13 protein-coding genes are annotated in these 13,712 nt (G+C 63.9%); 10 read left to right on the top strand and 3 right to left on the bottom strand.

The window, feature by feature from the left end; translation table 11 throughout:
- The first annotated feature begins 72 nt into the window (after window positions 1-72).
- From LJF34_RS07830 to LJF34_RS07790, 9 genes are all read left to right on the top strand, one after another.
- Entirely contained in the window at window positions 73-570 is a 498-nt protein-coding gene (locus LJF34_RS07830) for a hypothetical protein (RefSeq protein ID WP_231184327.1), read from the top strand.
- Complete coding sequence (locus tag LJF34_RS07825; RefSeq protein ID WP_231184326.1) at window positions 548-946, top strand: hypothetical protein; 399 nt, start codon at window positions 548-550, stop codon at window positions 944-946. Before LJF34_RS07830 ends, LJF34_RS07825 begins: the two co-directional genes overlap by 23 nt.
- The gene (locus LJF34_RS07820) at window positions 946-1,779 is read left to right on the top strand and encodes a hypothetical protein (protein ID WP_231184325.1); all 834 of its coding nucleotides are present in this window, start codon (window positions 946-948) and stop codon (window positions 1,777-1,779) included. Before LJF34_RS07825 ends, LJF34_RS07820 begins: the two co-directional genes overlap by 1 nt.
- Complete coding sequence (locus LJF34_RS07815; RefSeq protein ID WP_231184324.1) at window positions 1,776-4,991, top strand: hypothetical protein; 3,216 nt, start codon at window positions 1,776-1,778, stop codon at window positions 4,989-4,991. Before LJF34_RS07820 ends, LJF34_RS07815 begins: the two co-directional genes overlap by 4 nt.
- Window positions 4,960-5,394, top strand: coding sequence for a DUF5791 family protein (locus tag LJF34_RS07810; RefSeq protein ID WP_231184323.1), 435 nt, complete (start codon window positions 4,960-4,962; stop codon window positions 5,392-5,394). The genes LJF34_RS07815 and LJF34_RS07810 overlap by 32 nt, the downstream gene beginning before the upstream one ends.
- A gap of 68 nt (window positions 5,395-5,462) precedes the next feature.
- Window positions 5,463-6,317: an SDR family oxidoreductase gene (locus tag LJF34_RS07805; protein WP_231184322.1), complete on the top strand. Its 855-nt coding sequence runs from the start codon at window positions 5,463-5,465 to the stop codon at window positions 6,315-6,317.
- A gap of 52 nt (window positions 6,318-6,369) precedes the next feature.
- Window positions 6,370-7,551 carry a DHHA1 domain-containing protein gene (locus LJF34_RS07800; protein ID WP_231184321.1) on the top strand — a complete coding sequence of 394 codons (1,182 nt, stop codon included), beginning with the start codon at window positions 6,370-6,372 and terminating at the stop codon, window positions 7,549-7,551.
- 103 nt (window positions 7,552-7,654) lie between these two features.
- The gene (locus LJF34_RS07795; protein WP_231184320.1) at window positions 7,655-8,794 is read left to right on the top strand and encodes a DUF373 family protein; all 1,140 of its coding nucleotides are present in this window, start codon (window positions 7,655-7,657) and stop codon (window positions 8,792-8,794) included.
- 37 nt (window positions 8,795-8,831) lie between these two features.
- A complete protein-coding gene (locus LJF34_RS07790) occupies window positions 8,832-9,539 on the top strand; it encodes a diphthine--ammonia ligase (protein WP_231184319.1) in 708 nt (235 codons plus the stop codon).
- Between the two features lie 229 nt (window positions 9,540-9,768).
- On the opposite strand, the gene LJF34_RS07785 is transcribed toward LJF34_RS07790, so the two are convergent.
- Both LJF34_RS07785 and LJF34_RS07780 read right to left on the bottom strand, forming a co-directional pair.
- Window positions 9,769-10,743 (bottom strand): NDP-sugar synthase, encoded by a 975-nt coding sequence (locus tag LJF34_RS07785; protein ID WP_231184318.1) that lies wholly within the window; start codon window positions 10,741-10,743, stop codon window positions 9,769-9,771.
- A gap of 78 nt (window positions 10,744-10,821) precedes the next feature.
- On the bottom strand, window positions 10,822-12,837 hold the full coding sequence (locus LJF34_RS07780; protein ID WP_231184316.1) for a bacterio-opsin activator domain-containing protein: 2,016 nt from the start codon (window positions 12,835-12,837) through the stop codon (window positions 10,822-10,824).
- Window positions 12,838-12,929: 92 nt separating this feature from the next.
- Here LJF34_RS07780 and LJF34_RS07775 point away from each other — a divergent pair, with 92 nt between their 5' ends.
- A complete protein-coding gene (locus LJF34_RS07775) occupies window positions 12,930-13,226 on the top strand; it encodes a transcriptional regulator (RefSeq protein WP_231185051.1) in 297 nt (98 codons plus the stop codon).
- A 31-nt stretch (window positions 13,227-13,257) separates the two neighbouring features.
- On the opposite strand, the gene LJF34_RS07770 is transcribed toward LJF34_RS07775, so the two are convergent.
- A complete protein-coding gene (locus tag LJF34_RS07770; protein ID WP_231184315.1) occupies window positions 13,258-13,665 on the bottom strand; it encodes a Rieske (2Fe-2S) protein in 408 nt (135 codons plus the stop codon).
- Between the last annotated feature and the right edge of the window lie 47 nt (window positions 13,666-13,712).

Raw genomic sequence — 13,712 nt, 5'->3', positions numbered from 1 at the left:
CGAGTATCTCATTCCCGAGTTTCCCACGTTCCCGACGTAGGTTTAAGTGCGAGAACGGGACGATTCCGGCCCATGTTCGACGCACCCCTTGACGCGTGGTACATCTGGTTCGGCGTGACGATTGCCAGTCTCGCCGTCCTCGGCGTCGCCATCGAACTGCCGACCGCACCGCCTCCGAACGCCGCCAGCGTCGCCGATACGGTCGATTCCGTCGCTGGCTGTTCGTACACCGCGACAGCGGAGCATCCGCTTTCGGCGCGGAAGATCAAACTCGGCCCACGCCGTCTCGGCCTCGAAGGCGCGGGTGGAACCGCCCACTCGACGTTCGTGTACGGCCCCATCGTGCCGGTCGGTGGAACCACGACGGGAGAATACGGACGTTCCGGCGAGCGATTGGACCGCGTGTTGTCCGGTTCGCCGCCGTCCGCGGTGTTCGATTCCCCGGCCGATTTCCGCGCGGCGGTACGGAACTCGCAAGAACGACGGCCGGTGTGGAAACGGGCGGAAAGCACGCTTCGCGCTCGCTGTGTTTCGTGGGAGGGAGTCGATGCGACGCTGGTCTCCGGATAGGGCGCAGACGGAACCCATCGCTGCCATCGTCGCCGTCTTCGCGGTCTGTCTCGGACTGTTCACCTACACTGGCGTCCTCGGCGATGCGATGCCGCGGTCCGAGCGGACCCTCGGGCCGACGACGCTTTCGACCGTCCGTGGCGAGATGAGTTCGAACGGCGTTCTCCGTCCCGCTCGCCTCCCCTCCGGCATTCGGGCGAATCCCGATGGCTACGATCTCAACGTCTCACTCTCGGTAGGGTCACGTGAGTGGCACGGTGGACCGTTTCCCCCGCAAAATCCCGCTGCTTCGACCGAAACCGCGACGGCGAGCGTCAGCGTTCGAATCGCCCCCGGCGACGTTCGACCGGGACGACTTCGCGTGGTGATCTGGTGATGAGAGCCATCAGCACGGTTTTCGACGTGAGCCTGTGTCTCCTCCTGATCAGCGCTAGCGTTTTCGTCCTCGTCGGTGTGAAACCACCCGACTCGTCGATACGGACGCGAACCGCCGAATCGACGGCGAACGTCCTCACGACCAGCACCGCCGAGGTGAACTACACGATTCCGACGAACACGGGGAGGATTCGTCGGACGACACACGGTTCCCTCGCCGGACTGCTCGGAGAAGCGGTCCTCGCCAACACGACGGTTCGTGGGGGCGAACTATCGCACACGACCGACCCGTTCGAACGCCGAGTGGCACGTCGCGTCCGGGAACGACTCGACCATTCGTCCGGCGTGCAACTCCTCGTCCGTTGGATGCCGTACCGCGATGCCCACCTCGAAGGCCAGTTCGTCGTCGGCGAATCACCCCCTCCTCGTGTGGACGTTCACGCGGCGGTCGTCTCGCTTCCGAGCGGACTTCCACCGGTTCGGGAACGAGCGATCGACGCTGCACGACACGACGGCTACCGCGGCGTCGCATCGGTCGTTGCGGCCGCCGTCGTCGCGGGAATGGTTCCGGAGCGGACGACGAGATTGGCGCTTTCCGACCGAGAAACGAGTTCCGCGGTTGGCCTCCGACTTCGACGGTTGGCCCATCTTTACGACGTGGACGTGTCGAACACGCATCTCCTCGCCAGCGAACGAACGAGAGCGTCACTCGTCGATGCCGTGACGAACGCTATCGAAGACGACCTCCAGACGACGTTCGAGACGCCGACGGACGCGGCACGGTCCGTCTCGATCGGGGAGACACGACTCGTCGTCAGGACGTGGGACGCATGAGACTCGCCGACGACACCCGAGGGCGGGTTCCGTTCGCGTTGGTCGGCGTCCTGCTCCTCGTCGGGAGCGTCGCCTTCGCGGGAGCGCTCGTGACTCGTCCGACACCGAACGTAAACCAGAATGTAGACCGGAGTATGCGGGCCGTGACCGCCGGAACGCAAACCGCGCTTCGAGGGGCGATTCGACAGGCAGGACGGGATGCCGCCGCCGAACCCCTCATCCGCACGGCGAACACGACCGCGGGTCGCGTGATCAACGATTCCACACCGTTTCGGGATTACCTCCGCCTTCGAATCTATCTCTCCTCTCGACGGCGATTACGCGCCGTTTCCGCGCACGTTGGCGACGTACGCGGAACCGCATCGCTCCCGATGACGCCGAACGCGACCGCGCTCCGCCGCGCGAAACGTCGAGTTCACGTCGAACCGGTCGGAAAACCCATCGACGCTGGGCTTCGCGTTCGAATCGAAAACGTCTCCGTGCGTGCGACTCGCGGTGGCACGACCGTTGCCGCCACGACGAGAGACGTGACGCTGGTCGTGGAAACTCCGGTTCTCGCGCTTCACGAGCGCGTCCAGCGGTTCGAACGACGACTCGACACGGGACCGCTCGATTCGGGACTCGGGCGACGACTGACCGCCCGACTCTACGCGGTGACGTGGGCGCGAGGCTACGCGCAGTACGGCGGTGCGCCCATCGCGAACGTCCTCGGAAATCGCCACGTGGAGTTGATGACGAACGGGGCGATTCTGGAAGAACAGACACACGTATTCGGCGCGAGCGACCCCGCCGGACGACGCGGCGTTCGCCGCGCGACCGCACGCGTCGGACTGACCGACCTCCTCGCCCCGACGACCCAACGCGGAATGCTCTGGACGGACCTCGTGTTGAACGCGGCGGACGCGGGCGGTTCGGACGGAACCGTCGACGGCAGTCTAAACGCAACTCCGGAATCGCCCGACTCACCGTATACCCCGGAAACCGGGATGGAAGTCGGCGTCAACGAATCGGCGGACAGGGCGCTCTTGGAGCTCATCGACGGCGGCCAGTCGAGCGCGTTGGACGACGCCATCGCGTCGGCGTATCGGGTTTCCGCGAAACCGGTCGCGAGCGTTCACACTGTGCGCGACGAATCGGAACCCACTCCCGACTCGCCGGGAGACGGATGGACGCTCGCGAGCGAACGAACCTCCACGCGGATTTCGGTCGAAAACGCCACGGCATCGTCCCCCGGAACACAGCGCGGTTGGCACCTCCTCTGGAGCGGTGCCCGACGCGTCGTCCGTACGCACACTGTCGTTCGACAATGGCAACGGACGGAGGAAGGACGGAAAGACTCGACTGCAAGACAGTCCTTTCCACGACTGCCGGCACAGCCGACCCGATCGAAAAATCGCACCGTCGAAACGACCCACGAGTGGACCGAGGAGTTCGTCGTCTCGCTCGGCGTCGCGGGTGATCACGTGACGACGGAATACGCCCCGGACCGTCCCGTGGCGAGCGCTCACGAGTCGAGAGGTCGTTCGGGACCGAATCTCGCTGGCGTTCGCGGGAAAGCGGTCTCCCGACTGATAACGCACCGCGGTGGCGCGGACGCCCTCGCGCGGCGCGCAACCGTCGGGACGATGGATACGCGGGCGGTTACGGTGCAAGGCCGATACGTGCCGTCGCTCCGCCAACACGTCTATCGGGACGTTCGGAGGCTTCGAGCGCGCGTTCGAAATCGCTCGGTAACGGTTTCGCGAGGGGCCGTCGCGACGGCCGGAACGAATCCCGCAGCGGGACTCGCGGCAACCCTCCGCGAGCGGCGGAACGCGCTCGTCAATGCTCCCGCAGGATATGAGAGCGCCGGAGACCGGGCGAAGTACGCGGCACGCGCCGTGTATCTCGATTCAGTCATCAGCCGTCTCGAACGCAGAGCGGAGCGCACCCGTCGAACGCAGAAGGGATTCGGAGAGGCGATACGGGACGCAACAGGTATCTCGGTCGGCCGAATTCGGCGACTCGTCTCCTCCCGGTCCGACGTCTCATCGCCGTCCAGTCATCTCCTCCCGACGAACGGCCCCGGCGCACCGGTAAACCTCAGCGTCGATGGTTCGCCGTCGTATCTAACGCTCTCGGCGGTCACACACCGTCACGTCTCGGCGGTTCGACGGGGAGAGACGGCCTATCCGCTTTCAGCGCGGAACACCAACCTGTTCACGATACCGTCCTCCGACATCGCGGACGGCGTCCTTTCGTTCCTGCCCGACAGTCGAAAGCCGAAGCAGGTGAGCCTTCGCGCCGCTGGCTTCGCGCTCCGCTCCGCAAACGAGACGCTCGCCACAGCGAAAAACGAGTCGTTGCGTCGCCATCGAGACGAGCTACGGAAGTCGATTTCGGCGTCGATAGACGATATCGAGGCGAATCTTCTGGACGAACTCGCCACCAGCGACGCCATCGAACTCGACCGCACGGAACGCCGGCTAGCAGTTCACCGTGGGCTGGCCGACTGGCGAACGACGGCGGATCGGGCAATCGCCATCTCGAACGGTTCCGCCGCCGAACGAATCGCGCGGGAAATCGAGCGAAAGCAACGGGTCCACTGGAATCGAATGCGACGCGACACGGTGACGTTTCGCGTTCGGTTCGCGCTCGAATCGGCACGACGGGACGTCGGCGGCGTCCGCCAGTCGAACGTCAAGTCGGTCGTCTCCACCACCCGTGGCGTTCTCGTGGCGGAACTGAAAGCGGCGGTCCAACAGGAAGTCGAGAATCGGGTCCAGCGGCGGCTGAACGAATCCATCAACGAAACGGTGGGCGATCTCCCGGCGGGACTGCCCGTCGTCCCGATTCCTGGCTATTGGTACGCGACGGTCAACGTCTGGCAGGTGGACGTGTCCGGAACCTACGCCCGGTTTACGGTTCGAGCACGCGAAGGGTCGCCAACCTCGCCGGGCGCATCGGTGGCGTACTCCCGCGAATCGGGTTCCGTCCGTCTGGACACCGACGGCGACGGCACGATGGAGACGCTCGGGCGGACGACCCCGATCTCGTTCGACACGGAAACGACGGTCGTCGTTGCGGTGCCGCCCGGAAAAACGGGCGTCGGCGACGTGGACGGGAACGCGGACGAGCGCTCCTCCGGATGGTCGAACCGGAGTAACAATCCATTTGGCGCACCCGGCCGTCGTGGCGACCATGCTCTACGACGAGATAGACGACCCCGGTGAGACGACGCCGACGGAACTCCTCGAACAGTACGTCGCTGAACTTTCGGAGACGGTCGAATCGGTGGGTATCGACGCGGTGGTCGAGAGGAGCCAACTCGACCGTGAAACCGTCGAGTCGATTGCCGACGGCGATATCGTCGCTGACGTGACGCTCGAAGACGCGGCAGCGATTCTCGCGACCGAGGAGGGAATGCCGGAGAAGGATTCCATCCTCCTCGAAGTGCGCGACCACTTGCTCATGGGGATGACGACGGGGTTGCTGGACGTCGACACGCTCGCACGGGACATCGACGGTGACTTCGAGGCGCGCGCCATCCAGCAGAAAATCGAAGGACGGGCACCGATGACGTTGGAGGAGTACGCGCTCGTTCATCACGCCATCGCGAAACGAAACGACCGATAATCGAGAACAGTGGCGGATTTTCGAGGGGGAGACGGCGGAGTTATCCGCGGCCCGTCCGAAGGCATCGTATGAACGTCGCAGTACTCGGATGCGGCTACGTCGGTTGCGAACTCGCACGGGGACTGCTCGCGGATGGTCACGACGTCGTCGGCGTGCGCCGTTCCGCCGATGGACTTCGTGCGGTCGAAGACGTCGGTGCCGACGCGATACGGGCGGACGTGACGGACGACGATTCGCTTTCCTCGATTCCGAACGTGGACGTACTCGTCTACGCCGTGAGCGCGGACGGCCGCGACTCGGAGGCGGCGCGGACCGCCTACGTCGAGGGACTTCGGACGACGCTCGACCATTTCGCGGCCCGCGAATCGTCACCGGAACGCGTCGTCTACACCTCCAGTACCGGCGTGTATGGCGATCGCGACGGCGCGCGGGTGGACGAATCGACGCCGTTGGAACCGCGAACCGAACGGGAGGAGATTCTGGCCGAAGCGGAGGCCACCGTTCGGAAAGAACGCGAGTGGGATTGGACGGTGACTCGGTTCTCGGGATTGTACGGTCCCGACCGCTATCGACTGGAGCGCTACCTCGAAGGGCCGGTTTCGGACCGATATCTGAACATGATCCATCGCGACGATGCCGCGGGCGCGATTCGGTATCTCCTCGAAACCGACAACGGGCGAAACGGGGTCGTCCTCGTCTCAGACGACGAACCGGTTCGAAAACCCACCCTCGCGGATTGGCTCGCCGACCAGTGCGGCGTGTCCCCCCCGCCACGGGAACCGGCGACGGGCGAGCGGGCGCGAGCGAGCAAGCGCTGCTCGAACGAAAGACTCCGCGAACTGGGGTACGAACTCCGATATCCGACGTACAGGGAGGGGTATCGGGCGGCCATCGAAGCGTTCCGACACTCCCAAAACGTCTGACACCTGTTACCGTTGGGAAAAGTTCTTGGTTTCCCGTATCGACTTCGAGGGTATGCAGTTTCGCGGCGACCAGTCTGCACAAAGACTGTTCCGCTCGGCACAACTCTACAGTACCGACAACCCGATGCTCGTCATCGGTGCCGTCGTCGGTGCGGCCGTGTTGGCGGTATCCCTTTGGCTGGTCGTCCGCTGGATTCGGCGACCGAAAGGCGCTCGTCTCAAACGCGCGTTGGCGAAGCGGGACGAACTCGTCGTCCTGATGCATCCGAACCCCGATCCCGACGCGATGGCCTGTGGTATGGCTATCGCGTATCTCGCCGAAACGGTCGGGACGGAGGCGACGCTTCAGTACGCAGGGCAGATACGACATCAGGAAAATCGCGCATTTCGGACCATTCTCGACCTCGAACTCGACCGCGTCGAACACGTAACCGACCTCGCTGCTTCTACCATCGTTCTCGTGGACCACAACACGCCGCGCGGGTTTGACGGGTCGGAGCGAATCGAACCGTACGCGGTTATCGACCATCACCCCGGAAACGGAACCGGGGAGGTGTTCACGGACAAGCGAACGAACTACGGCGCGTGTTCGACCATCGTCGCGGAGTACTTCGAGGATCTCGGGGCGACGCCGATCACCCCGGATGCGATCCCTCCGGAGGACGAGTTCGTCCTCCCGTCCGACATCGCCACCGGCCTGTTGTACGGTATTCAGTCCGACACGAAACACCTCACGAACGGGTGTTGTGCGGCGGAGTTCTCCGCCAGCGCGTATCTGTACCAGGGCGTGGACGAACACTGCCTCGACCGCATCGCGAACCCGCAAGTGAGCGCGGAAGTTCTCGAAATAAAATCGCGCGCCATCACGGAACGGGAGGTACGCGGATCGTTCGCCGTCTGTAACGTCGGGGCGCTCTCGAACGCGGACGCCATTCCGCAGGCCGCGGACGAACTGATGCACCTCGAAGGCGTCACCGCGGTCGTAATCTACGGTCGCCGCGAGGACACGCTCTACATCTCCGGTCGTTCGCGGGACGACCGTGTTCACATGGGAAAGGCGTTGCAGATGGCCGTCACCGACATTCCGGGTGCCGACGCTGGCGGACACGCCCGCATGGGTGGGGGACAGGTTCCCGTCGAATCCGCCGTCGTCGCGGGCGGCATGGAAGCGGGACTCTGGTTGGAGCAGGAGTTCACCGACGGTATTTTCGACGCACTGAACGGAAACGTCTGAGCGGCGGGCCGTCGTCGGGCGCCACCGAAATACTGTCAACACGGGGAAAAGTTGCGATAAAGACGACCTTTTTATCCTCTCGCCGTCTGGAACCGAATATCGAATGAGTACGCTGGTGGTGTGTGTCGATCGGAACGACGACATCGGGCGTAAAACCGGCCTCCAGATGCCCGTCGCCGGGTGGGAGGCCGTACAGGCGCTCGTCACGGATGTCGGCTTGGCCGACCCCGAGGATTCGAGTGTCAACTGTCTCCTCGAAGCGCTCCGCGTCGCCCGCGATCTGCGAGACGGCGACGAAACGTCGATAGTCGCCGTCATCTCCGGGACCGGGGACACGCGCGTCGGCGCGGACCGCGCCGTGGCGGCCCAGATGGATGAACTCATGGAGACGTACGACCCCGACTCGACCATCATCGTCATCGACAGCGCGGAGGACGAGCGACTCGTCCCCATCCTCGAAAGTCGCGTCCGCGTGGACGCCGTGGACCGGGTCGTCGTCAGACAGGCCCGCGACATCGAATCCACCTACTACCTGCTCAAGCAGTTCCTCGCCGACGAGGAACTTCGACAGACCATCCTCGTTCCGACCGGTGTGGCGCTCATCACGTTCCCGGTTCTCCTCCTGTATTTAGGGCTCGCCATGGCGACATCGACCATCACCGCCGTCATCGGCCTGTTCGTCCTGTACAAGGGACTCGCCATCGGTGATTACTTCCGTAAGCTCCCCGGCGAGGCCCGCGACGCCCTCTACTCCGGCCGGGTGTCCATCGTGACCTACGTCGTCGGCGTCGGCCTGTCGCTCATCGGCGTGTTCGCCGGGGCGCTCCGGGCCGCACCGGTCGATTCGACCGGTAACGTCCTCATGACCGCGATGGCGTTCGCCTTCGAGAGCGTCCCGTGGATAGCCGTCGCCGCCCTCACCGCCAGCATGGGCCGCCTGCTGGACGAGGCCATCCGCAACGACCGGGTGCGAAACTCGTATCTCAACCTCCCGTTCGGGGTCCTCGCCGTCGGACTCGTCGTCCGTGGCTTTTCGGCCTACTTCCTCCAGCGGGCGGGCGAAATCCCGCCCGTCGTGATTCCCAAGATCACGGTCGGTCAGACGACGGTTCAGCAACTCACGTTCGACCCCAGTATGCGACTGGCGGTGTACGTCGTCCTCGGCGTTCTGGTCAGCCTCGTCGGCGTTCGCGTGACGTCCTACGTGAGCGGGACGGCCATCAGCGAGGAACTGGTCGAGTAACCGAGGCGCATTTATCCCCCGACTCGCAAACTGCCCCATGAACCAGCAGGCGTGGGTCAGCCTCTTTTCCGGCGGTAAGGACTCCTCGTGGGCGCTCTACTGCGCGCTCGAAGAGGGGTTGAACGTCGAGCGACTCCTCACCGTTCATCCGGCGGGCGACTCGTACATGTATCACGTTCCGGCGACCGAACTCGCGACGCTCGCCGCCGAAAGCATCGGTATCCCGCTCGTGAACGTCGAGGGAGACTTCGACGCCGAATCAGTCGAGGACGCGGGCGAACAGGGCGACATGGAGACGGAAATCATGGAAGTCGCCCTCCGCGACCTCGATATCGACCTCGCGGGTGTCACGGCCGGTGCGGTCGAAAGCGAGTTCCAAACGCACCGCATTCAGGACCTCTGTGACGACCTCGGCATCGACCTGTTCGCGCCGCTCTGGCGGGAGGACCCCCGCGAACTCGCGGACGCGATGCTCGACGCCGGATTCGAGATCAGAATCGTTCAGGTCGCGGCGTACGGACTGGACGAATCGTGGCTCGGACGGACGCTGGACGCCGACGCGCTTTCCGAACTCGAAGCCCTCAACGACGAGTACGGCGTTCACATCTTGGGTGAAGGCGGCGAGTTCGAAACCCTGGTGACGGACGCGCCGCACATGGACCGTCGCATCGAGTTGGAGTTCGAAACTGAGTGGGACGGGTCGCGGGGACGGGTGCGGATTACGGACGCTTGGCTCGGCGCGTGATCGCAGTTTGCGGTCGTGGTTTGGAGTTGTGATGTCTACGGCGCGGTTGTAGGCTGTCGTTTGGCCTCTTGGCAGGTAGCGGTGCGGAGTCATGCTCTCGGCTCTACCGCGAGCGAACATGGTGAGCGAGCGGCATTTTTTGGTCCAGATTTTTTGCGCGAGTGGTACGCGAGAGCCTCCGGCTCTCGCGTTATCCGAGCGTAAAAAAGGTGGGAACGAAAGGTGGGTCTTACTCGTCCGAATCGCTCGTTATCTGCGTGTGAGCGCCGATGAGTGCGCCAGCCAAATTCATGTTCTCGATGTGCGTTCCCTCGTCGATGATGGAATCGCGCACGTCGCCGCCCCGAATCGTCGCCTCGGGGAAGATGATAGCGCTTTCGAGATTGGCGTCGGTGACTTCCGCGCCGTCCATCACGTGGACGTTCTCGCCGATCGTGGTGTTCTCCAGCGTGGCGCTGTCGGCGATACGGGAGTCACCGCCGAGATACCACGCGACGGCTTCGAGGTAGCTCTCGGGGGTTCCGATGTCGAACCACGCCTCCTCGAAGACGTAAGCGTAAACGGGTTTGCGGGACTGTAACCACTGGAGGAACCACCCCGGTTCGTCGGGATTGTTGCCGTCTTCGAGATACCGTTCCAGCAGCGGCAACGTCTCCTCTGTGAACGCATAGCAGGCGATGGAGACCAGCGTCGAGTTGGGGTCCTCCGGCTTTTCCTGAAACTCGACGACTCGGTCGCCGTCGAGTTCGACGAGACCGTAGGCTTTCGCGAGTTCCCTGCTTCCCACGTCGTACGCGGCGAGACAGGACGAGCCTTTGTCCTCGAAGAAGTCGACGAACTCGTCCACGTCGAAGCTGATGAGGTTGTCGCCGGCGATGACGACGAGGTCGTCGTCGACCTCCTCGCGCTCGACGAGTTGCGCGAGCGCGCCGACCACGCCGAACTTCTCGTCCTCCTCGGAGGTGTCTTCGACGCTCAGTTGTGGTTTTTCGAACTCGCTTTCCGCGAGGTGGTCACGGAAATCGTCCGCGAATCGTTCGTTCGTGCTCACATAGACGGTGTCGACGCGCTCGTCGGCTTCCAAGTCGGCGAAAATACGGTCGATGACCGTGGTTTCACCGATGGGGAGAAACATCTTCGGGCGCTGTTTCGTAATCGGCCACAGGCGCGTCGCGTATCCGCCCGCGAGGACGACGGCTTTCATAGCCACATCGTCACCGCGCCTCCCTAAGTCCTTTTTCATTGCGTGACCGTTCTGCGGGAAATACTGTCGGGTAATCGGTCAGGTGTCGTCGGTACCCGTCTCGTCGAACAACGCGGCGAGCAGTCCGTGCTGTGCCTTTCGAAGGTGGTAGTGGAGGGTCGCCGAGGCGATGTCGAGCGCGCCGGCAACGTCCTCGGCGGTGCTTCCGCGCGGCCAGTCGTAGTAGCCGGCGAAGTAGGCGGTTCGAAGCGCCGTCTCCTGTCGGTCGGTGAGACGGTCGGTCAACGACTGGCGGAACTCCTGTGCGGTTTGAATCGGGCGGTCGATGGTGCGTTTCCCGACCAGTTCCGCGGACGGATACGTCGACTGAAAGGTATCGACGACCGTCCGAACGTCGGTCTCGCGCGGGATTTCGGCGACGATGGACACCTCCCCTCGATTCGCCGTCGCGGACTGGACGGCCGCACCGGCTTCGACCAGCCGCTTGGGCGTCGATTCAGTCATGCGGATTTCGATGACGGCACCGGTCTCTTCCGTATCGATGAATCGGCACTCCGCCACGTCATCCGACTCGGACAGCATCGCTTCGAGACGGTCGGTGGGAGCGTCCTCTACGCGGATGTAGTGGAGAAGTTGGCCCTCCGCGGCCGGAACCAATCCGAGGAGGTGACACGTGCAGTCGAGTTCGCGGGATGCGGCCATAACCGCGTCCCGTGACCCGCTCACGTGGAACTCCAGTTCGACGGTGCTGTCGGACAACAGTATCTTCTTGTTCCGCGCGGCGTTGATGGCGAACCCGATGGTGTCCCCGAGGGTTTCGAGGGCGGCCTGTGCCCGCTCGCCGAGGACGCCCGAGCGGGTCGAAACGAGCGACAGCGACCCGTACATCGTGTTGCCGTACGAGAGCGGGATGGAGATGCCCGACTCGATGTCGCGGGCGATCGCTTCGGCTCTGATCGGTTCGGGGAGCATCGGCGTATTTCGAACGTCCTGGATTACCTGTAGCTCGTCGGTCCGCATCGCCCTGCTCGCGGGGTCGTCGCCGACATCCTCGCCGAACTCGACGAGGGTATCGAGATAGCCGTCGATACCGCCGGCACGGGTTCGCGGCGTGACGCCGCCGCGACTGACCTCGCTCTCGTCGGTCCACGCGAGTTCGTACAGCCCGGATTCGACCAACCGCTCGCACACCAACTGTTCGATGTCGTCGCGGGTCGCGGCGTGAACGAGTTCGTGGATGACCTCCTGAATCACCCAGTGAATCCGATTCAACGTCTCCAGTTCCTCGTGTTGGCAGGTCAACGTCCGTTCACGCTCGCGTCGGTCGGTGATGTCGCGGGCGACCCATACGACGACGTCCTTTCCGTCTATCTCCTGGCCGAGCGGCGTCGAACGCGCTTCGTACCATCGTCGTCCGCTCTCGACGGTCATCGGATACTCCATCGTTTCGACGCGACCGCTCTCCAAGGTCCGGTGGATATGCGCTAAAAACGTGTCCGCGATGTCCGCCGGAAACACATCGTGAATCCGCCGCCCGACGAGGTCGGGCGGTGCGGTAATGGCGAGGTTTTCGGAGTTGGGGCCGACGAGGAGTTCCCGATACCGACCGTCCTCGTCGAAGAGGAACGCGACGTCCGGGAACGCGCTCATCAGCGTATCGATTCGGCTCTCGCCGCGCCCGCGGAGGTGGGTTCGAATAGCGCTCACGATTCGCTCTCGGAGGTCGGCGGCGTCCTCGATGGCCGTTTCGGGGACGTAATCGCTCACGCCGCGGTCGATGGCGTCGCTGGCGATTCGCTCGTTCCCTTCCCCCGTGAACACGACGAACGGGAGGTTCGGATGCTCCTCGCGTACGGAATCGAGGAGCTCTAACCCCGTCGAATTCGGCAGGTCGTAGTTGCTGACGATGCAGTCTATCGCTTCGTTGGAGAGACGGGAGAGGCATTCGCTCATGGACGGTTCGACGTGCACCGTCAGGTCCTCGTAACCGTCGAGGACCCGCGCGATATCCGTCTCGTGTTCGACGAAGAGAACCGTATGATCTCTCGTCATCTCCGTCCCGGTCGATTCGCCGGTGGTCGGTCGCTCCCCCATCGCAAATTACCTCATGAACCCCGACCGGAAAACAGTTTATGTTGTCCGAAATTTCGCGCTACAAATTTGAACCCCGACGACGAACGATGAGTATGCGCGACGACGAGACGACGCGCGAGCGGATTGCGACGTTCCTCCGAAGCGAACCGGCGTCCCCGAGCACCCTCGCGACGGAGTTCGAAATCACGGCCGGTGCGGCGGTGCGACACGTCCGACACGTCGCCCGTTCGGTCGAATCGAACGGCGAGCAGTTGTTAGTCGCCCCGCCCGAGTGTCGGGACTGTGGCTTCCACCGGTTCGACAACCCGGCGAACAGGCCGTCACGGTGCCCGGAGTGCAAAAGCGAAGCGGTGGACGAACCGACGTTCGTGATTCGTGAGGCGGAATAGAGACGGACAGGAACCGATTTCCCGCCGTCCGTCAGAACCCGAGCGAGCGGTTCGAGGAGAGGTCGTACTCGATGGACGACCCGCGCTGGACGAACTCGTATTCCGAGTCGGTGAGGAACACCGCACCGTCCTCGACGGTCACGTCCACTTCGTCGAGAACCGCGTCCTCACACGGGCCGTAGGTACAGATGCCGGAATCGGCCTCGAACAGCGCGCCGTGCTTGCCGCAGACGAGTTCGCCGTCGCGCATGCTCGCGCCGTCGCCCTTGTCGAGGCGCACGTCGGTCCAGTGCTGGCAGTAGTTCTTCCACGCCCGTACATCGCCGTCGTTCTCGACCAGCACGGCCTCCTCTTCGTCGAAGCCGTTCCGAATCGTGAACAGGAACGTCGTGTCGTCGGGGATCTCCTCGACGGCGGCGATTCGTCGGTTCTCGTCCATCGCGTTCACGTAGCCAGCGGAGGCGTTTGAGCCTTTTCAAACCGGGC

It is taken from the genome of Haladaptatus sp. DYF46 (assembly GCF_021083305.1).
Taxonomy (GTDB): Archaea; Halobacteriota; Halobacteria; order Halobacteriales; family Haladaptataceae; genus Haladaptatus.
This window is presented reverse-complemented; position numbering and strand designations above follow the sequence as displayed.

Bases quoted from the DNA above. Each gene is read 5' to 3' on its own strand.
- LJF34_RS07805 (WP_231184322.1), top strand. From the start codon at position 5,463: ATGAACGTCGCAGTACTCGGATGCGGCTACGTCGGTTGCGAACTCGCA.
- LJF34_RS07775 (WP_231185051.1), top strand. From the start codon at position 12,930: ATGCGCGACGACGAGACGACGCGCGAGCGGATTGCGACGTTCCTCCGA.
- LJF34_RS07770 (WP_231184315.1), bottom strand. From the start codon at position 13,665: ATGGACGAGAACCGACGAATCGCCGCCGTCGAGGAGATCCCCGACGAC.
- LJF34_RS07780 (WP_231184316.1), bottom strand. From the start codon at position 12,837: ATGGGGGAGCGACCGACCACCGGCGAATCGACCGGGACGGAGATGACG.
- LJF34_RS07825 (WP_231184326.1), top strand. From the start codon at position 548: ATGCGACGCTGGTCTCCGGATAGGGCGCAGACGGAACCCATCGCTGCC.
- LJF34_RS07800 (WP_231184321.1), top strand. From the start codon at position 6,370: ATGCAGTTTCGCGGCGACCAGTCTGCACAAAGACTGTTCCGCTCGGCA.
- LJF34_RS07810 (WP_231184323.1), top strand. From the start codon at position 4,960: ATGCTCTACGACGAGATAGACGACCCCGGTGAGACGACGCCGACGGAA.
- LJF34_RS07815 (WP_231184324.1), top strand. From the start codon at position 1,776: ATGAGACTCGCCGACGACACCCGAGGGCGGGTTCCGTTCGCGTTGGTC.
- LJF34_RS07785 (WP_231184318.1), bottom strand. From the start codon at position 10,743: ATGAAAGCCGTCGTCCTCGCGGGCGGATACGCGACGCGCCTGTGGCCG.
- LJF34_RS07795 (WP_231184320.1), top strand. From the start codon at position 7,655: ATGAGTACGCTGGTGGTGTGTGTCGATCGGAACGACGACATCGGGCGT.
- LJF34_RS07820 (WP_231184325.1), top strand. From the start codon at position 946: ATGAGAGCCATCAGCACGGTTTTCGACGTGAGCCTGTGTCTCCTCCTG.
- LJF34_RS07790 (WP_231184319.1), top strand. From the start codon at position 8,832: ATGAACCAGCAGGCGTGGGTCAGCCTCTTTTCCGGCGGTAAGGACTCC.
- LJF34_RS07830 (WP_231184327.1), top strand. From the start codon at position 73: ATGTTCGACGCACCCCTTGACGCGTGGTACATCTGGTTCGGCGTGACG.